Consider the following 19292-nt stretch of genomic DNA (forward strand, 5'->3'; position numbering starts at 1 on the left):
CCCTTCTCCCGCGAGGGGGGCAGGGAGCAAAAGACAGCAACACCGCGTCGTTTACCACTTCACCTGACAAAAAGTCTGCATCGCGCAGGCTTTTTGCTTGGCAGGGGAGGCACCACACCGCCCGCCCCGATGATGAAAACTTACCTCTTTTCCACCCCGCTCAGGGGAAGACCACCAGCCCGATCTGCTCCAGCAGCCCCTGCTGCTGATCTTCATTGATCTGCACCCCGGCGAGGTTGACCCGGCGCAGATCCAGACCGGGTAGATCGCACTGGCGCAGATCGCAGCCTTGCAGGTTGAAGCTGGTCCAGTCGATTTGCCCGAACTCGGAGCCGCTGAGATCCGAGCCTGCCAGGGAGGCGCCCAGCAGGTTGGCCCCCTGCCAGCGGTTTCCGGCAAGCTCGCACCGCTCCAGCAGGCAGCTTTCGAAGTTGGCGTAGCTGAAGTTGTTGCCGGTGAGGTGGGCCTCGCAGAAATAGCTTTTGGCAGTGATCCGGTTGGCGAAGCTGGCATGGGCGAAGTTGATCCCCATGGCCTGGCAGTCGCGCATCTCCAGCCCAAGACACTGGCTGCGGCCGAAGTCCGCCAGGGTGAGATCGCAGCGCAGGAAGCTCGCCTCCCTCAGATCGCAGCCCTGAAACAGGCATCCCAGCTCCCGTTCCCTGTCATAGAAGCTGCAGTCGACGAAGCGGCTCTCCCCGAGATCCAGCCAGGAGAAGTGACAGCCGATGAAGCGGCACCCCTGGAACTGCTCCCCCTCCACCTCCTGCTGCTCGAAGTGGATCCCCTCGAAACACCTGCCCTTGATCATCCCCTGCCCCCTGTTGATGGCGTCATATGCTGACATTGCCGTGCAAAAACGGTAATGTTACGTGTAACATTTTTTGCCGGATCCCCAGATGAACGACACCCGCAAGCGCCGCCCTACCCTGCAGGACATTGCCGACCTGACCGGTGTCACCAAGATGACCGTCAGCCGCTACCTGCGCGACCCGTCCGCCGTGGCCGAAGGGACCCGCGAGCGCATCGCCGCCGCGGTGGAGGAGCTCGGCTACATCCCGAACCGGGCGCCGGACATGCTGTCGAACGCCACCAGCAAGGCGATTGGCATCCTGATCCCCTCCCTCTCCAACCAGGTCTTCTCGGCGGTGATCCACGGCATCGAGGCGGTGACCCGGCCCGCCGGCTACCAGACCCTGCTCGCCCACTACGGCTACAGCCCGGAGCGGGAGGAGGAGCAGGTCGCCTCGCTCCTCTCCTACAACGTGGACGGGCTCATCCTCTCGGACACCCAGCACACCGAGCGCACCCGCAAGATGATCGCCACCGCCGGCATCCCGGTGGTGGAGACCATGGATCTGCCCCTCTCCCCCATCGACATGGTGGTGGGCATGGATCACCGGGCCGCCGCCCGGGCCATGGTAACAGAGATGCTGCGCCGGGGACGGCGCAAGGTGATCTACCTCGGCGCCCGGCTCGACGTGCGCACCCAGCTGCGAATGGAAGGCTACTACCAGGCGATGGCCGATTTCGGTCTGACCGGCCAGCACCTGCTGACGGAGCAATCCTCCAGCTTCACCCTGGGGGGAGAGCTGCTGGCCCAGGCCATGGCGCGCTTCCCCGATCTCGACGGCCTGTTCTGCACCAACGACGACCTGGCGGTGGGGGCACTGCTGCAATGCCAGGCCAGGTGGATCCCGGTGCCCCAGCAGGTGGCCATCGCCGGCAGCAACGCCCTCGACATCGGCCACGCCATGACCCCCAAGCTCGCCAGCATCGTCACCCCCCGCGAGACCATAGGTCGCGAAGCCGCCATCATGCTGCTGGCCCGCCTCGGCGGCCAGCCGCTGGCGACCAGGTGCAAGGACATCGGCTTCTCCCTCTATGAGGGGGAAAGCCTCGGCTGATCCCTGGCCATCATGGCGCGTTCGACCGCCATGATGGCGCCTTCTCCCCTCTCCCCTCGCCGCCCCCTGGCCTATGCTGGCTCCTCCATCCAACCTGTCAGGAGCAGACCATGCACCACACCGAACGATTGAAAGCCTGCCTGCAGCGCGTCATCTGCGATCCCGCCTTCCCCCTGGCGGAGCTCGACGCCTGGTTCACCCCCGACTACTGCCAGGAGGTGAACGGCGAGCGGCTCGACTACCCGGCGTTTCACCAGCACATCGCCACACTGCGCCGCCATCTGGCCGGTGCGAGCATCGAGTTTGTCGCCACCCTGGCGCAGGGGGAGCGGGTGCACTCGACCCATGTGGTACGGGCCACCCGCCAGGACGGCGGCACCCTGGTCTGCAAGGTGAGCGGCCTCTTCACCTTTCGCGGCGATCGGATCTGCCACACCGACGAGGTGACCTGCCTGCTGGCAGGCAGCAAGGAGGATGCGGATATAGGCTCGCGGCGCTGACTGCCGGCAACCCGCAGACACCGCCATGGCGGGCAGGAAGGCAGACGACGGGCCCTCAGGCCGCCGGTTCGCGTCGGGCAAGGCGCTGGAGGGCGCGGGACAAGGCGCCGGGATCCTCGTAGCCGAGCCGATCGGCGATCTGGGCCAGCGTGAGCCCCCGGTGCTGCAACTGGCGCGCCCGTCCCAGCACCACCTGCTCCCGCCACTGGCGAAAGCTGCACCCCAGCTGCTGGAGGAAGAGCCGGTTAAGGGTACGCACCGAGGCGCCGCAATCTGCCGCCAGCGCCGTCAGCGTCAGATGGATGGCGGGTGCCTGGCACACCCTGTCCAGCACCCGCAGCAGGCGCGGGTCCAGCGCCCCGGCGAGGGGAATGCGCGCCGCGAGCGGGTCGGCGCGCTCCAGCTCCTGGCCAAGCACCGTCAGATAGGCCCCTTTCACCTCCTCCTCGGCCAGCTCGGGCAGGCGGGCGAAGAGGCCCGCCAGCAGCGGGCTGGCCTGCAAGGGGCCGAAGGCGGTGCGGGCCGACGTCGGCACATAGAGGAGGGAGAGCCGGGAGCGGCGCAGCACGCGAAACTCGTGCTCCCACCCCGCCGGAATAAAGCAGATCTGGCCCGCCACCAGCAGTTCTCCCTCCCCTCGCCCCGTGATGATGCCGCCCCCGTCGTGCAGATAGCAGTATTGGGCATGGGGGTGGCAGTGCAGCGCGGTGAAGTGCCCTTGCGGGTAGGATGGATGCAGACAGGACATGAAGGCTCCAGGGGAGAGGGGCAGCCCCCGACCTTAAGCCAGGGCGAGGCCGGAAGCAAACGGCCCCCCCTCCGGGGGCGGAAAAACAGCAGGCCACCCGGGGGTGGCCTGTTTAATTTTTCTAAACGATATTTGCTTAGCGTTTAACCATTTCAACCGCTTCCCGGGAGAGGCGGGTCACCTCCTCCCAGTTGCCGCTCTTGACGGCGTCTGCCGGCAGCATCCAGGAGCCGCCGACGGTGGCCACACATTTCAGCGCCAGGTAGTCGGCCACGTTTTTCGGGCCGATGCCGCCGGTGGGGCAGAATTTCACCTGGGGCAGGGGCGCCGCGATGGCGGAGAGTGCCTTGGTGCCGCCGTTCGCCTCGGCCGGGAAGAATTTGAGGTGGTCGTAGCCCGCTTCCAGCGCCTGCATCACCTCGGACGGGGTGGCCACCCCCGGGATCAGCGGCGCCGTGCTCTTGGCCGCGTGGGCCAGCAGGGCCGGGGTCATGCCCGGGGAGATGACGAAGCGGGCACCGGCAGCGACGGCGGCATCAAACTGCGCGCAGTTGAGCACGGTACCGGCACCGACCATGGCATCCGGCATCGCCTTGGCGATGAGGGTGATGGCGTCCAGCGCCACCGGGGTGCGCAGGGTGATCTCGAACACCGAGATGCCACCATCCAGCAGGGCCTTGGCCATGGGCAGGGCCTGCTCCAGGTCGTTGATGACCATCACGGGTACCAGGGGGGAGGCGGCAAACACCTCGGCAGGGGTCACTTTCCAGTTCTGCATAGCTCTTCCTTAGTCAAAGATGGTGGCGCCGCACTCGGCGCTCGATACCGCGCGACGCATCACGCTGAACAGTTCACGGCCCCACCCCTCTTGTTCCAGGGTGAGGTCGATCTCGGCCTGGGTACGGCCGCTCAAATCGGTCAGGCAGTCGAGGCGGCCTGACTCGGCATCCACCCGCAGCAGGTCGCCATCGGCAAGCAGGCCGATGGCCCCGCCGTGCAGCGCTTCCGGGGTGACGTGGATGGCGGCCGGGATCTTGCCGGAGGCGCCGGAGAGACGGCCGTCGGTGACCAGGGCCACCTTGTGACCCGCCTTCTGCAGGTTGCCAAGCACCGGCATCAGCTTGTGCAGCTCCGGCATGCCGTTGGCGGCCGGGCCGTTGTGGCGCACCACGATGACGGCGTCCTGGTTCAACTCACCGGCCTTGTAGGCCGCCTCCACCGCATGCTGGGAGGAGAAGACCCGGGCCGGGGCCTCGATGACCCGATACTCGGGCGCGACGGCGGAGACCTTGACCACGGCGCGGCCCAGGTTGCCCGCCAGCAGCTTGGTGCCGCCGGTGGCCTGGAACTCGCTGCCAGAGGGGGAGAGCACGCTCGGATCCGCGCTCTCGCCCACCGGTTGCCACACCAGCTTGCCATCCACCAGTGCCGGACGGCTGAGGTAGTCCTGCATCTCGCCGAAGACCGGGGTGGCATCCATGTGGATCAGCCCCTCTTCGGCCAGACGACGCATCAGGCCAGGCACGCCCCCCGCCTGTTCGAAGGCGTTGACGTCCGCCGGGCCGTTCGGGTACATGCGCACCAGGAGCGGCACCACGTCGGAGAGATCACTCAGGTCGTCCCAGGTCAGCTCCAGCCCGGCGGCGCGGGCCAGCGCCACCATGTGGATGCTGTGGTTGGTGCTGCCGCCGGAGGCGAGCAGGGCCACCAGGCCGTTGACCAGGGCGCGCTCGTCGATCACCGCACTCAGGGGGCGATAGGCCGGGGAGCCCGGGATCATGGCGCTGATGCGGCGGGCCGCTTCCTCGGTGAGGGCGTGGCGCAGCTCGCTGTGCGGATGCACGAAGGCGGAGCCCGGCAGCATCAGGCCCATGGCTTCGAACACCAGCTGGTTGGTGTTGGCGGTGCCGTAGAAGGTGCAGGTGCCCGCCGCGTGGTAGGCGCCGCACTCCATCTTGAGCAGGGCGTCGCGGCCCACTTCACCGGCAGCGTACTGCTGGCGCACCTTCACCTTCTCGTCGTTGCTGATGCCGCTCGCCATGGGGCCGGCAGGCACGAAGGCGGTGGGCAGGTGGGCGTGGGAAAGCGCCCCCATGATCTGGCCCGGGGCAATCTTGTCGCAGATGCCGAGCAGCAGGGTGGCGTCGAAGGTGTTGTGGGAGAGGGAGACCGCGGTGGCCTGGGCGATGAGGTCCCGGGAGAAGAGGGACATGTCCATCCCCGGCTGACCCTGGGTCACGCCGTCGCACATGGCGGGCACGCCGCCGGCGACCTGGGCGCTGTGGCCGAGCTCGGCCAGGGCGCCCTTGATGATGTCCGGGTAGCCCTGATAGGGCTGATGGGCACTCAGCATGTCGTTGTAGGCGGTGACGATGGCCACGTTGGCGCGGGTCATGTCGAGGATCCGCCCCTTCTCGTCACAGCTCGAGGCGGCCACGGCGTGGGCCAGGTTGCCGCAGGAGAGGGAGGCGCGGGTCTTGCCCTGATCGGCCTGGCGCTGGATGCGGGCCAGGAAGCGGGCACGGCGGGCGGTGCTGCGCTCGCGGATGCGGTTGGTCACCTGGGTGATCACGGGATGGGTCATAGCTTTCTCTCCAACTCTATATACGGGCGCGGTCGGCCGCAGCCGGGCGCGCGACATGGCTCATTGCGCCTGCGTCAGCGCGGTGACGGCACGGTCGACCACCTGTTCGAAGGTCCCGTCGATATCGATGCGAAACACGCCGAGCTCGCCATCCGGTCGCTCCAGGGTATCAAACTGGCTTTGTACCATGGCTTCGCGCATGAAATGGCCCTGCCGTGCCCGCATCCGTTCGAGAATGAGGGACTGGCTGCCATCCAGAAACAGGAAACTCACCGAGTCGTTGCCCTCGCGGATCTGGTCGCGGTACTGCTTCTTGAGGGCCGAGCAGACGATGACGCCGAGCTCGTTCTTGCGCTCCAGGCTGTAGGCCGCATCGCGGATCCGCTCCAGCCAGGGGGCTCTGTCTTCATCGTTGAGCGGGTTGCCCGCCGCCATCTTCTGGATGTTCGCGCGAGGGTGCAGATCATCGCCGTCGATGAACTTGGCCCCCAGGGCATTGGCCACCTTGAGGCCGATGCTGGACTTGCCGCTGCCACACACACCCATCACGATAATGCACTTGCCCGCCATTATTTGACCTCTCTCTCACTTTTCAAAAAACGTTCGCCTGATGGGTTCTAAGCTACCACGTTACCGGTAACATGTTACCGGTAACGTTTCGCAATGTGAAGTGCAGCACAGAAATGTGCAGAACAACAACTAGAACCATTTGAGGACAATTTTATGGACGGAGCAATGAACACACCCGATGTCGCCTATCTGCTCTCGGTAGCGGGCGGAGCCATTGTCATGTTGCTGGTGCTGATCATGCGATTCAAGGTACATGCCTTCGTGGCATTGACCCTGGTCAGCATGCTGACGGCCCTGGCCACCGGGGTCACCTATGACCAGGTGATCCCCACCATGCTGACCGGTTTCGGCGGCACCCTGGCCTCGGTCGCGCTGCTGGTCGGCCTCGGCGCCATGATAGGCCGGATCCTGGAGATGACGGGGGGCGCCAAGGTACTGGCCGATACCCTGATCAACCGCTTCGGCTCCCACCGCGCCCCCTTCGCACTGGGTGTGGCCTCCCTGCTGTTCGGCTTCCCGATCTTCTTCGACGCCGGCCTCATCGTCATGCTGCCCATCATCTTCAGCGTGGCGAAGCAGTTCGGCGGCTCCGTCCTCAAGTATGCCCTGCCCTCCGCCGGCGCCTTTGCGGTGATGCACGCCTTCCTGCCGCCCCACCCGGGCCCGGTGGCCGCCAGCGAGCTGCTGGGTGCCAACATCGGTCTGCTCACCATCGTGGGCCTGCTGGTCGCGCTGCCCACCTGGTATCTGGGTGCCTACCTGTTCGGGCTCTGGTCCGGCAAGAAGTTTGAGCTGCCCCTGCCCCCGAGCTTCACTGCCAGCGCCGAGCAGCTCTCCGACAAGGCGCCGAGCTTCGGCCAGGTGATCTCCATCCTGCTGCTGCCGCTGGTGCTCATCTTCATGGATACCGGCCTCAATACCCTGGGCGTCATGGGCGTCATCGACAAGGGTGCGGACTGGGTCAACGTGCTGCGCATGGTCGGCAAGACCCCGGTCGCCCTGCTCATCACTGTGCTGTACGCCCTCTGGATGTTCCGCCAGAGCCAGGGTAAGGTGCAGCTCGAGAAGTTCTGCAACGACGCCCTGGCCCCGGTCTGCGCCGTCATCCTGGTCACCGGTGCCGGCGGCATGTTCGGCGGCGTATTGCGGGCGAGCGGCATCGGCACCGCGCTGGCCGACGTGCTCTCCGATACCGGCATGCCGGTGATCCTCGCGGCCTTCCTGGTGTCCGCCGCGCTGCGGGTCGCCCAGGGTTCCGCCACCGTGGCCCTGACCACCACCGCCGCCCTGATGGCGCCGACCGTGGCCGCCACCACCGGCCTGAGCGAGCTGGACCTGACCTTCATCGTCATCGCCATCGCCGGGGGCGCCACCGTGCTCTCCCACTTCAATGACTCCGGCTTCTGGCTGGTCAGCCGCTTCCTCAACATGGACGAGAAGACCACCCTCAAGACCTGGACCGTGATGGAGACCCTGCTCGGCACCATCGCCTTCCTCATCGTGGCCACGGCCAGCGCCATCCTCTGACGGAAACACATCGGGGCCGCATCCGTCGGCCCCGATGTGATATTGCACCGACTTTTTACGGATTCTTGCTTGGGCCCATCGCCACAGATTGCTAGAATTGCCTATTCTTCGCCCCGAGTGGAACGCTTCATCCCGTGATTTCAGGCTTCTCTATGCATTCATCGGCACATTATCGACAGTTGCTGACCCGCTTACCCCAGATCGCGGTCGCCGCGGATCAGTTCCAGATACTCAGCAGCGCCAAAGACTTCAAGAGCCGGATCCTGTCGCTCATCGCCCATGCGACCCAGCGCATCTATCTGATCGCGCTCTATCTGCAGGATGACGAGGCGGGACGGGAGATCCTCTCCGCCCTCTATGCCGCCAAGCAGCGCAATCCCTCTCTCGACATCAAGGTGTTCGTCGACTTCCACCGCGCCCAGCGCGGCCTGATCGGCAAGGGCAAGCAGGGGGGCAACCACCTGATGTACCAGGCCATGGCCGCCAGCCACCAACACCAGATCGAGATCTACGGCGTGCCGGTCAAGGGCCGCGAGCTGCTCGGGGTGCTGCACCTCAAGGGCTTCATCTTCGACGACACCCTGCTTTACTCCGGCGCCAGCCTCAACGACATCTACCTGCACCAGCAGGAGCGCTACCGCTTCGATCGCTATCACCAGATCCACAGCCCGGCACTGACCCGCAGCATGGTCAACTACGTGGATGACGTCTTCCTCGGCAGCGAAGCCGTCCAGCGACTGGATCGCACCGGCATCCCCGGCGCCAAGCAGCTCAAGGGACCGATCCGCCGCTTCAAGCAGCGCCTGCGCCTCTGCCAGTACCGCTTCGAGAGCATCCAGCCCAACGATCGGGAGATCGCCGTGACCCCCATGGTGGGCCTGGGCAAGCGGGGCAACCAGCTCAACCGGATGATCCGCAACCTGGTGCGGGCCACCGAGCGGGAGATCTTCATCTGCACCCCCTACTTCAACCCCCCCAAGGAGTTGAACAAGGACGTGGAGGCACTGCTCAAACGCGGCTGCAAGGTGACCATCGTCGTGGGCGACAAGACCGCCAACGACTTCTTCATCCCCCCGGAGGAGAAGTTCTCCACCATCGGCGGTCTGCCCTATCTCTACGAGACCAACCTGCGCAAGTTTGCCGAGCGCAACCAGCACCACATCGACAACGGCCGGCTCAACCTCATGCTCTGGTGCTGCGAGAAGAACTCCTATCACCTCAAGGGGATCTTCGTGGATGAGGAGTGGGCCCTGCTCACCGGCAACAACCTCAATCCCCGAGCCTGGGCGCTGGATCTGGAGAACGGCCTGCTGGTACACGACCAGCACCATCACCTGCGCGAGCAGTTCAGTGCGGAGCGGGAGAACATCCTGGCCCACACCCGCCGCATCAGTCACTTCGACCAGATAGAGCAGATCAAGGATTACCCGGATCAGGTGCGCAAGCTGCTGGCCCGGATCCACAGGGTCAAGGCTCACCTCCTGCTCAAGCGCATCATCTGACCGCCAGGGCGCCCCGTCAGTGAAAAGGCCTGCCGTTTCCGGCAGGCCTTTTTCATGGATGACCCTCCCCCCGCTCCCTTGCCCACCAGCCCGGAACGGCACAACGCGGCTTGCATCGAGGCCGCAACACCCCCTATCATCTGGACATATTTACAGTGTTTTCGGGCATCTAATTGATGAAATTGGATAAAATCTCCCTCGACAGCCTCAAGGGTGTCGGCAGCAAGATGCTGGAGAAACTCGAGCGGCTGGGGCTGGCCACGGTACAGGACCTGCTGTTCCACCTCCCCCTGCGCTACGAGGACCGCACCCAGGTGTGGCCCATCGGTGATCTGCCGCCCGGCCTGCACGGTGCCGTCGAGGGCGAGATCCAGGACACCCAGCTGGTGATGGGGCGCCGCCGCATGCTGGTGTGCCGTATCAGCGACGGCACCGGCAGCCTGACCCTGCGCTTCTTCAATTTCACCGCTGCCCAGAAAAACAGCCTGGCTCAGGGCCGCCTTATCCGCTGCTTCGGCGAGACACGTCCCGGCAAGTACGGCCTGGAGATGGCCCACCCCGAGTACAAGCTGCTCGGCGAGGAGCAGGCCGGCCAGACCGAAGAGGCCCTCACCCCCGTCTACCCCACCACAGAGGGGCTGCGCCAGCTCACCCTGCGCAGCCTCACGGATCAGGCCCTGGCCCAGCTCGACCTCTACGGGGTCGAGGAGCTGCTGCCTGCCGGCCTCTATCCCCAGCAGATTGATCTGGCCGCCGCCCTGAAGCTGCTGCACCGCCCGCCTCCCTCGGTGGCGCTGGCCCTGCTCGAGAGCGGCCAGCACCCGGCACAGCAGCGGCTGGTACTGGAAGAGCTGCTGGCCCACAACCTCTCGGTCTTGAAGGTGCGCGCCCAGGCACAGACCCAGCTGGCCCGTGCCCTCAAACCAGCTCCCGAGCTGGTCCGGCAGCTGCTCGGCGCCCTGCCGTTCACCCCCACCGGCGCCCAGAGCCGGGTGGTGGCGGAGATCGGCCGGGATCTGCAGCAGAGCCACCCCATGATGCGGCTGGTCCAGGGGGACGTGGGCTCAGGTAAAACGCTGGTCGCGGCACTGGCCGCCCTGCAGGCCATCGGCAACGGCTGCCAGGTGGGGCTGATGGCCCCGACCGAGCTGCTGGCCGAACAGCACGCCATCAACTTCGCCAGGTGGCTGGAGCCGCTCGGCATCAAGGTGGGCTGGCTGGCGGGCAAGCAGAAGGGCAAGGCGCGGGAAGAGGCGCTGGCCGCCATCGCGGACGGCAGCGTCAAGATGGTGGTGGGCACCCACGCCATCTTCCAGGAGCAGGTGGTATTCCAGCGCCTCGCCCTGGTTATCATCGATGAACAGCACAGGTTCGGCGTGCATCAGCGCCTCGCCCTGCGAGAAAAAGGAGAGCGGGAAGGGGTGCATCCCCACCAGCTCATCATGACCGCCACCCCCATCCCCCGCACCCTGGCGATGACCGCCTATGCCGACCTCGACACCTCCATCATCGACGAGCTGCCGCCGGGCCGCACTCCCATTACCACGGTCGCCCTGCCGGACAGTCGCCGCCAGGATGTGATCGAGCGGGTGAGGCTCGCCTGCGAGGAGGGCAAGCAGGCCTACTGGGTCTGCACCCTGATCGAGGAGTCGGAGGTGCTGGAGTGCCAGGCCGCCGAAGACACTGCCGCCGAGCTGCAAACCCTGCTGCCCGGCCTGCACATCGGCCTGGTACACGGCCGGATGCGCCCCGTCGAGAAACAACGGGTGATGGAGGAGTTCAAGGCGGGCATACTGCAACTGCTGGTCGCCACCACCGTCATCGAGGTGGGGGTGGATGTGCCCAATGCCAGCCTGATGATCATCGAAAACCCGGAGCGACTGGGGCTGGCCCAGTTGCACCAGCTGCGCGGCCGGGTCGGGCGGGGGTCGGTGGCCTCTCACTGCGTGCTGCTCTATCATGCCCCCTTGTCCAAGACCGCCCAGAGCCGCCTCGGGGTACTGCGGGAGACCAATGACGGCTTTCTCATCGCCCAGCGAGATCTGGAACTGCGCGGCCCAGGCGAGCTGCTCGGTACCCGCCAGACCGGTCTGGCCGATCTCAAGATCGCCGATCTGGTGCGCGACCAGCCGCTCATCCCTCAGGTGCAGAAGATGGCGCGCTTCCTGATGGACAAACACCCGGCTCATGTCGAGCCCCTGATCCGCCGCTGGCTGGGCCTGCGGGACCACTACTCCAATGCTTGACCAGGGCAGATGCAGAAGAGGGTCACCTTGCCTGATGGATAAACACACGAGCCATGTCGAGCCCCTGATCCGCCGCTGGCTGGGCCTGCGGGACCACTACTCCAATGCTTGACCAAGGCAGATGCAGAAGAGGGTCACCTTGCCTGATGAATAAACACCCGAGCCATGTCGAACCCTTGATACGATGCTGGCTCGGTCTACGGGATCACTACTCGAATGCCTGACCAAGCAACAGAAACAGGAGGAAAGCACTGATGAATTCCTGGCTCCGCGGCCTGCTCTACACCTTTGCCTTCCTGCTGCTCTTTGTCTGGGTCGGTCTCGGCCTGTTCGATGCCGAGCGCGCCAAAGGCCCCATCGCCAACTGGCTCAGCCAGCAGACCGGGGTGCCCGTCACCATAGGCCGACTGGTGTTCAATCCGCTGCACCCCTACACCCTGCTGGCGGAACAGGTGCGCTATGGGGATGCGGTACAGCTGGAAAAACTCTATCTGGAGATCGAGCACATCGACTGGTTGAACCGGGATGTGCGCATCGCCCACCTGGACCTCATCCGTCCCGTCATCAAGCTGCCGCTCCCCAACCAGTTGCCAAGCTTGCCGGTTCACTCCCTCACCATCAGCGACAGCACCATCGACAACCTGAATCTGCAGAGCGAGGCCCTGACCCTGCGCGGCCTCAGTGCATCCCTGAGTGACTGGGAACTGATCGACCCGAGACGCCAGCCCCAGGCCAACCTCACCCTGGGCATCAACCAGCTGGAGACCCCAATGTTCACCCTGGCCCGTCTCAGCCTCAAGGGGCGGCTGGAGGGGCAGGTGCTCAGCACCGACAGACTGACCACCAACCTGTTTGACGGCCTGCTCGAGACCGGCATGGTGCTGAACTGGCCAGAGCGCAGCCTGCAACTGCACGGTCTCAAGGCCCGCGCCATGCGCCTCGAGCTTGGTGACATACCCCCTGGCGAGTTCCCCCTGCGCCGCATCACCCTGGACAGGGGTCAGCTTGCCCAGATGAGCATCAATGCCATAGATCAGGAGCTCTCCCTCAACAACTTCAACGGCCAGCTCACCGCCTTCGACTGGCAGGCGGGCAGCCAGCCCAGCGGCTATCTGGCGGGCACCCTGGGCGACATGGGCCGCGGCTTGTTCCAGCTTGAGGCCGTCGAGGGCAAGCTCGCCTTCTCCCCCCGGCAGCTGGATGCCGAGCTGCGAGGCAAGGCATACGAAGGGGAGTTCAACGTCGAGCTGGCTCTCGACACCCAGCAGCAGAAGCTCACCCTGAAGGATCTGGCCCTGAGCGGCATGGACATCAGTTTGCCCCAGGGGTGGTGGCAGGATTGGCAGGGCTGGCGCCCGCAACAGATCGACATCCGCAAACTGGCCTTCGACAAGCTCAAGGTACTCTCTTTCGACGACACCCTGCCCCTCTCCCTGACCGGCTGGCAACTCTACCTGAACGATCTCGCCCTGCGGGGCAACCAGCCAGGCCCCCTGCTGGGGCGCGCCCGCATCGAGAGCAAGTGGTTCGAGCTGGTGTGGGACGGTCTCAGTGCTCGCAACGGCACCCTGGATGGCGAGCTGACCCCCAGCTCCTGGCAGCTCAACACCCTCGCCACCTCCCTGCCCGACGAGGGCTCCCTCAACCTGAGCGGCCAGTGGGGCAGGACGCCCGGGCAGGAGAGCCGCCTGCAGTTGCAGGGCAAGCAGCTGGATCTGGAGCAGTGGGGCAAGTTGCTGCGCTCCCCCGTCTCCTTCGCGGGCAAGGTGGATCTGGCGGCAGATCTGCAAGCCGACCTCAACGGGCAGCCCGGCGAGCAGACGGCCAACTGGCGCCGGACCCTTCAGGGCAGCCTGAGCCTGGAGAGCAAGGATCCCTTCTGGGACAAGGTCGGCATCGACCCCCTGCTGGATGACTGGTTCAGGGAGCAGACCCCCCCCGATCTGACACCGCAGACGCTGTGGCAGGCGATGCAACGCGGAGACACCCCCTTCTATCAGATCAGGCTGGATGCCAGGGCGGAGCAGGGCAAGGTGCGGATCGAGCAAGGCGGTGCCTCCACCATCACCCACCTGCTGGCACTGCAAGGGGGTGTCGACCTGGCCGCAGGCCAGTGGCAGCTCGACCTCGGGGTCCTGAACAAGGGACGCTGCGCCGAGCTGCTCGCCCGCTGGCGCGGCCCCCTCAATGCGCCCGACCTGGGCTGGAGTGTCCCCACGGGACAGGACGCCTGTGGCTGGGAGGCGGGTGTGAGCTACCCCGCCCAGGGACGAAGCGGCCCGCTCTGGCGCCCACGGCCACCCGCCGCCCAATAACGAACAAGGCCTCGCGAAGAGGCCTTGTTGCTGTGAACATCAGGGATCAGCGTGCGCCGCGCTTGATGGGCAGCACCACGTACTGACCGACAAACTCCACCGCCAGCTTGCGGCCGCTGAACAGCTGCACCCGCAGGCTGAACTTGGCGGATTCTCCGCCCCTCAGCGGCTCGAGCACGGCGGGCATGCCCTCCCGGGCCACCCGCGCCTCCGGCTCTTCGCTCACCGGCCGGTAATACTTGATGTTGCCCTCGGCCAGCACGGTATCGCCTCCCAGCCCTGCCTCCTTGAGCTGCAACCAGATAAGCCCCCAGCCCGCCAGCACGCACTGGCTGTAGATGCTGCCGGCGAACATGGTGTCGTGGACGTTGAGATTGGCCGCCAGGTTGGCCTTGAGGTGGAAGGTCTGGCCATCATAGTGGGTGATGTGCACCCCCATCTTCTCGCTGATGGGAATACCCCGCGACCAGCGGGTAGTGAGATCCTGGCACCACTCCGGACGGTACTGGATGGTCTGCATGGGACTCAGGGACTTGATCATCTGGCGGTGAGGGATGCGGCCGAAGGAGACGGGGCCTTCCCCTACCTCGAGGAAGCCGCAGCGGCGATAGAACTCCACCGCCTCCTGGCGGGCGTTCATCACCAGCCGTTTCACCTTCTCGTCGCGGGCAAGCTGCTCGAGATCTTCCACCATGCGGGCGCCCAGCCCCTGGCCGCGAAATTCGGGTCGCAGCGCCATAAAGCGGATCTGGGCTTCATCGCCACCCACAAAGAGGCGACCCACGGCGATGGGCGTTCCGTCGGGGGAGAGCATCAGCCGGTGAATGGCAACGGTATCGTACTCGTCACGCTCGGAGCCAAGGGGCAGATTGAAGGGTTTGCGCAGTAGTTCCCAGCGCAACTGATAGTAAGCATCCAGCTCCGCTGGTGTTTCTGGGGTGACTACCCGGTACATAAAGCGATCCTTGAGTGTGCGCCGACTGGCAGATGGAAGGACTGACGCAACCATTTCTCCCGGCGCAGCCTGTAGTAGGTATCCAGCTCGGCTGCCGTTTGGGGGGTGACCACCCGGTACATAACAACATCCTTGAGTTACACTGGTCGAAAGCCATCTTGCCGTGCAAATTCATGGACTTCAATCTGCAAGCGTACCAAGCCGATCACTTATTGCACCTCAGTGCCAAACCCGAACGCCGCGTTTCGGTGCTTGAAAATGCCCGTCATCGCTGGCTGGAAATGGACGGCGTGGTGCAATCCGCCATGAGCCTCAACCAGCCGGCACGCCTCTGTCTGCCTCATCAACGGAGCATCGCGGAGCAGTTGCCAAAGCAGGCAAGCCGGATCCTGGAGCTGGGGTTGGGCGGAGGGGATCTCACCCGTCACCTGGCGGCACGCTGGCCCGATGCCCACCACGACTGCGTGGATCTGGATGCCGAGATCCTCACCCTGTTCCAGCAGTTCTTCCTCCCCTCATCAGGGGGCTCGCCTCGGCTGCATCACGCCGATGCGCTGCACTTCCTGCACCAGAGCCAGGAGATCTACGATCTGGTGCTGCTGGATTTGTTCAGCCAGGACGGCAACCCCCTGCTGCTGTTCCAGGCCCCGCTCTATCAGGCGCTGGCCAGCCGCCTGAGCGGAACCCTCATCATCAATCTGCTGCCCCGCACCCGGCTCGAACAGTCACAGGCTCTGCGACTGGCAGAGGAGTGGATAGGCCCGACCCACGTCCACGACGTGCCCGGCTACCGCAACGTCATCCTGCACGCGACCCGTCAGCATGGCCAGGGCGGGCGAGCACCGGCAAGGTGAAGAACCTGCGAAGTGTGCAGGCATCGCTCCCAGTCCCCCCGGTGAGGCCTGCCCTGCCCGTCACCCTTATACCTGCAGCCAGAAGGTGACGGGGCCGTCGTTGAGCAGCCTGACCTTCATGTCGGCGGCGAAGCGGCCGGTTTCGGTCGGCACGCCGCTCTCCCTGGCGCGAGCCACGAAGTACTCATAGAGTCGCTCTGCATCTGCGGGATGGGCGCCACCGGAGAAGCTGGGTCTCATCCCCTTGCCGGTATCCGCCGCCAGGGTGAACTGGGAGACCACCAGCAGGCTGCCGCTCACCTGGCTCACGTTGAGGTTCATCTTGCCGTTCTCGTCAGAGAAGATGCGATAGCCGCTCACCTTGTGCAGCAGCTTGTCCGCCTTGGCCTCGTCATCCCCCTGCTCCACCCCGAGCAGCACCAGCAACCCCTGGCCGATGGCCCCGGTCACCTCTCCCTCTACCGTTACGCTGGCCTCGCTGACCCGCTGAATCAGTGCAATCACATCCCTCTCCTCTCAAAACAGCACGACCGCCCATCCTGCGGGATGAGCGGTCGTCGATGCTACCAATAAATGCCCTGCCCGGGCCAACGTCTTTGTGCCGGGATCCGGTGTGATGGCCGGCCGGCGTCAGGCCAGCTCCTCTGCACCGGGCTTCTCGTACTCCCCGAGGCAGGCGGTGGTCTCGGCCCCCAGCAACACCACCAGCCAGCTCAGATACACCCAGACGAACAGGATGGGAATGGTCGCCAGGGCGCCATAGATGGCCTGGTAGGAGGGGAAGTTGGTGATGTAGATGGCAAAGCCGCGCTTGGCCAGCTCGAACAGGGTGGCCGCCACCAGGGCACCGATGAAGGCGTGGGTCAGCCGCACGCGGCAGTTGGGCACCACGGTATAGATCAGCAGGAAGGTGAGCACGGAGAAGAGGAACGGCAGGCTGCGCAACAGCAGATAGCCGATACCGAACAGGCTGTCAGCCGCGAACAACCTGAGCGAGAGAATGTAGGAGGAGATGGCGATGCTGGCACCGATGAGCACGGGGCCCAGGGTCAGGATCATCCAGTACATGGCGAATGCCTGGGCCAAGGGCCGGCTTCGGGTGGATCGCCAGATGTAGTTGAGGTTCTTGTCGATGGCCGAGATGAGCATCAGGGCCACCACGATCAGGGCACCGATACCGACGGCCGTGGTGTTGGTGGCGTTGGCCACGAAACCGTCGATGTACTCCTTGAGCATCTCGCCGGCGGTGGGGACGAAGTTGTGATAGACGAACTGCTCCACCGCCTGCTTCAGGCTCTGGAACACCGGAAAGGCCGACATCATGCCGAACACCACGGCGATCATGGGCACCAGGGAGAGCAGGGTGACATAGGCCAGGTAACCGGCAGTCACCGTCAATCTGTCCTGCTGGAAGCGGCCCCAGACAAACTGGGCGAAGTGGGCACCATCGTGGCGCAAGAAGGAGAGTGCATGGGCCAGACGGCCGCGGATCTGCTGCTGCATCTTGTTTCTCGTAAGCGTGATCATGCAGACATTGTGTCAGATAGGGTGGTCATTTGGCCACCCGCAGACCGGCCGGATGCGCCTCCATCGGGCTCAGGCACCATGCGCCCTCATGTCGAGCCCATAAAAAAAGAGGCCATAAGGCCTCTCTTTGGTCTGTCGATGAACAGCTATCGATCAAGCACGACCAGCGCGCTTGCGATCCATCTCGGTCAGCAGTTTCTTGCGGATACGGATGGCTTTCGGGGTGATCTCGACCAGCTCGTCGTTGTCGATGAACTCGAGAGCCTGCTCCAGGGTCATGCGGATCGGCGGAGTCAGCACCTGGGCTTCGTCGGTACCGGAGGCACGCATGTTGGTCAGCTGCTTGCCTTTCAGGCAGTTGACGGTCAGGTCGTTGGAACGGGAGTGGATACCGATCACCTGGCCTTCGTACACTTCGGTCGCGTGACCGATGAACAGACGACCACGGTCTTGCAGACCGAACAGGGCGAAGGTCAGGGCCTTGCCGGTGGCGTTGGAGATCAGCACGCCATTCTGACGCTCACCGATGCTGCCACCCTTGTGCGGACCGTAGTGGTCGAAGGTGTGGTACAGCAGACCGGTACCAGAGGTCATGGTCAGGAACTCGGTCTGGAAGCCGATCAGGCCACGGCTCGGGATGATGAAGTCCAGACGGACGCGACCCTTGCCATCCGGGGTCATGTTGGTCATCTCGCCTTTACGCAGGCCGAGCTGCTCCATCACGGAACCCTGATGCGCTTCTTCCACGTCCACAGTGACGGTTTCGAACGGTTCTTGCAGTTCGCCATCCACGGTACGCAGGATAACTTCCGGACGGGATACCGCCAGTTCGTAACCTTCGCGACGCATGTTTTCGATCAGGATGGAGAGGTGCAGTTCACCACGGCCGGAGACGCGGAACTTGTCCGGATCTTCGGTCTCTTCCACGCGCAGGGCCACGTTGTGGACCAGTTCCTGGTTCAGACGCTCCAGAATGTTGCGGGAGGTGACGAACTTGCCTTCTTTACCGGCGAACGGCGAGGTGTTGACCTGGAAAGTCATGTTCACGGTCGGCTCGTCAACGGAGAGCGGCGGCAGGGCTTCGACGGCACTGTTGTCACAGATGGTGTCGGAGATCTTCAGCTCGCCCAGACCGGTGATGGCGATGATGTCGCCCGCTTGCGCGTCGGTCACTTCGGTACGGGACAGGCCCAGGTAGCCCAGTACCTGACCGACCTTGCCGGTACGCGGTTTGCCGTTGGCACTGACGATGGTGACCTGCTGGTTGGTCTTGACGCGACCACGAGTGATGCGGCCGATACCGATGACGCCCACGTAGGAGTTGTAGTCCAGCTGGGAGATTTGCATCTGGAAGGCACCGTCAACGTCGCCCTTCGGGGCTTCCACGTTGTCAACGATGGCCTGGAACAGGGGTTCCATGTTCTCGGACGGGACGTCCTGATCCAGGGTGGCCCAACCGTTCAGTGCAGAGGCGTAAACAACCTTGAAGTCCAGTTGCTCATCGGTGGCACCCAGGTTGTCGAACAGATCGAAGACCTGATCCATTACCCAGTCAGGACGAGCACCCGGACGGTCGATCTTGTTGATGACCACGATGGGCTTCAGACCCTGGGCGAACGCCTTCTGGGTCACGAAACGGGTCTGCGGCATCGGGCCGTCAACGGCGTCGACCAGCAGCAGCACGGAGTCAACCATGGAGAGTACGCGCTCAACTTCACCACCGAAGTCGGCGTGACCCGGGGTATCCACGATGTTGATGCGGTAGTCGTTCCAGCGGATCGCAGTGTTCTTGGCGAGAATGGTGATGCCACGTTCCCGTTCCAGATCATTGGAGTCCATGATCCGTTCCTGACCTTCGCTGGTGCGATCCAGAGTGCCGGATTGCTGCAGCAGCTTATCAACCAGAGTCGTTTTGCCGTGGTCAACGTGCGCAATAATCGCAATATTGCGTAAATTCTCTAACATTCTCGCCTCAAATCACCGGGTAAAATTGGGCGCTAATTGTACTCTCGCCTTTGTGATCTGCCTAGCAGAATTGCAACACATTCACACACAAC

16 protein-coding genes are annotated in these 19292 nt (G+C 64.4%); 7 read left to right on the top strand and 9 right to left on the bottom strand.

Features of this window, described 5'->3' with window-relative positions; all coding sequences use genetic code 11:
- Positions 1 to 160: 160 nt before the first annotated feature.
- Entirely contained in the window at positions 161 to 811 is a 651-nt protein-coding gene (locus AB5Y93_RS14075; RefSeq protein ID WP_042864588.1) for a Qnr family pentapeptide repeat protein, read from the bottom strand.
- Between the two features lie 88 nt (positions 812 to 899).
- Here AB5Y93_RS14075 and AB5Y93_RS14080 point away from each other — a divergent pair, with 88 nt between their 5' ends.
- Both AB5Y93_RS14080 and AB5Y93_RS14085 read left to right on the top strand, forming a co-directional pair.
- Positions 900 to 1907 carry a substrate-binding domain-containing protein gene (locus AB5Y93_RS14080; protein ID WP_039039499.1) on the top strand — a complete coding sequence of 336 codons (1008 nt, stop codon included), beginning with the start codon at positions 900 to 902 and terminating at the stop codon, positions 1905 to 1907.
- Positions 1908 to 2017: 110 nt separating this feature from the next.
- Positions 2018 to 2407 (top strand): nuclear transport factor 2 family protein, encoded by a 390-nt coding sequence (locus AB5Y93_RS14085; protein WP_041214080.1) that lies wholly within the window; start codon positions 2018 to 2020, stop codon positions 2405 to 2407.
- A gap of 55 nt (positions 2408 to 2462) precedes the next feature.
- On the opposite strand, the gene AB5Y93_RS14090 is transcribed toward AB5Y93_RS14085, so the two are convergent.
- From AB5Y93_RS14090 to AB5Y93_RS14105, 4 genes are all read right to left on the bottom strand, one after another.
- On the bottom strand, positions 2463 to 3155 hold the full coding sequence (locus tag AB5Y93_RS14090) for an AraC family transcriptional regulator (protein ID WP_139736782.1): 693 nt from the start codon (positions 3153 to 3155) through the stop codon (positions 2463 to 2465).
- Positions 3156 to 3291: 136 nt separating this feature from the next.
- Positions 3292 to 3933: a bifunctional 4-hydroxy-2-oxoglutarate aldolase/2-dehydro-3-deoxy-phosphogluconate aldolase gene (locus AB5Y93_RS14095; RefSeq protein ID WP_368229650.1), complete on the bottom strand. Its 642-nt coding sequence runs from the start codon at positions 3931 to 3933 to the stop codon at positions 3292 to 3294.
- 9 nt (positions 3934 to 3942) lie between these two features.
- Positions 3943 to 5739, bottom strand: a complete 1797-nt coding sequence (edd, locus tag AB5Y93_RS14100; protein ID WP_039039503.1) for a phosphogluconate dehydratase — start codon at positions 5737 to 5739, stop codon at positions 3943 to 3945.
- 60 nt (positions 5740 to 5799) lie between these two features.
- Positions 5800 to 6309, bottom strand: a complete 510-nt coding sequence (locus AB5Y93_RS14105) for a gluconokinase (protein WP_368229651.1) — start codon at positions 6307 to 6309, stop codon at positions 5800 to 5802.
- A gap of 165 nt (positions 6310 to 6474) precedes the next feature.
- Between AB5Y93_RS14105 and AB5Y93_RS14110 the strand changes: the two genes are divergently transcribed.
- The 4 genes from AB5Y93_RS14110 to AB5Y93_RS14125 all read left to right on the top strand — a co-directional run bounded on the left by AB5Y93_RS14110 (position 6475) and on the right by AB5Y93_RS14125 (position 13899).
- Complete coding sequence (locus tag AB5Y93_RS14110) at positions 6475 to 7836, top strand: GntP family permease (protein ID WP_223931884.1); 1362 nt, start codon at positions 6475 to 6477, stop codon at positions 7834 to 7836.
- A gap of 152 nt (positions 7837 to 7988) precedes the next feature.
- Positions 7989 to 9338, top strand: coding sequence for a CDP-diacylglycerol--serine O-phosphatidyltransferase (pssA, locus tag AB5Y93_RS14115; protein ID WP_041212167.1), 1350 nt, complete (start codon positions 7989 to 7991; stop codon positions 9336 to 9338).
- A 176-nt stretch (positions 9339 to 9514) separates the two neighbouring features.
- Positions 9515 to 11584, top strand: coding sequence for an ATP-dependent DNA helicase RecG (gene recG, locus AB5Y93_RS14120; RefSeq protein ID WP_048209245.1), 2070 nt, complete (start codon positions 9515 to 9517; stop codon positions 11582 to 11584).
- Between the two features lie 254 nt (positions 11585 to 11838).
- Positions 11839 to 13899: an AsmA-like C-terminal region-containing protein gene (locus AB5Y93_RS14125; RefSeq protein ID WP_368229653.1), complete on the top strand. Its 2061-nt coding sequence runs from the start codon at positions 11839 to 11841 to the stop codon at positions 13897 to 13899.
- Between the two features lie 46 nt (positions 13900 to 13945).
- Here the strand turns inward: AB5Y93_RS14125 and AB5Y93_RS14130 are convergent, their stop codons facing one another.
- Positions 13946 to 14854: a bifunctional GNAT family N-acetyltransferase/hotdog fold thioesterase gene (locus AB5Y93_RS14130; protein WP_010672532.1), complete on the bottom strand. Its 909-nt coding sequence runs from the start codon at positions 14852 to 14854 to the stop codon at positions 13946 to 13948.
- Between the two features lie 173 nt (positions 14855 to 15027).
- On the opposite strand from AB5Y93_RS14130, the gene AB5Y93_RS14135 reads away from it, so the two are divergent.
- Positions 15028 to 15708, top strand: a complete 681-nt coding sequence (locus tag AB5Y93_RS14135; protein ID WP_368229655.1) for a methyltransferase domain-containing protein — start codon at positions 15028 to 15030, stop codon at positions 15706 to 15708.
- Positions 15709 to 15774: 66 nt separating this feature from the next.
- On the opposite strand, the gene dtd is transcribed toward AB5Y93_RS14135, so the two are convergent.
- The 3 genes from dtd to typA all read right to left on the bottom strand — a co-directional run bounded on the left by dtd (position 15775) and on the right by typA (position 19200).
- Positions 15775 to 16212, bottom strand: coding sequence for a D-aminoacyl-tRNA deacylase (dtd, locus tag AB5Y93_RS14140; RefSeq protein WP_010672529.1), 438 nt, complete (start codon positions 16210 to 16212; stop codon positions 15775 to 15777).
- Between the two features lie 126 nt (positions 16213 to 16338).
- Positions 16339 to 17211 (bottom strand): virulence factor BrkB family protein, encoded by an 873-nt coding sequence (locus AB5Y93_RS14145; protein WP_368229657.1) that lies wholly within the window; start codon positions 17209 to 17211, stop codon positions 16339 to 16341.
- Positions 17212 to 17388: 177 nt separating this feature from the next.
- On the bottom strand, positions 17389 to 19200 hold the full coding sequence (gene typA / locus AB5Y93_RS14150; protein WP_043153538.1) for a translational GTPase TypA: 1812 nt from the start codon (positions 19198 to 19200) through the stop codon (positions 17389 to 17391).
- Positions 19201 to 19292: the final 92 nt, after the last annotated feature.

Origin of the sequence: Aeromonas sp. R10-1 (assembly GCF_040908465.1) — a bacterium.
Lineage (GTDB): Bacteria > Pseudomonadota > Gammaproteobacteria > Enterobacterales > Aeromonadaceae > Aeromonas > Aeromonas caviae.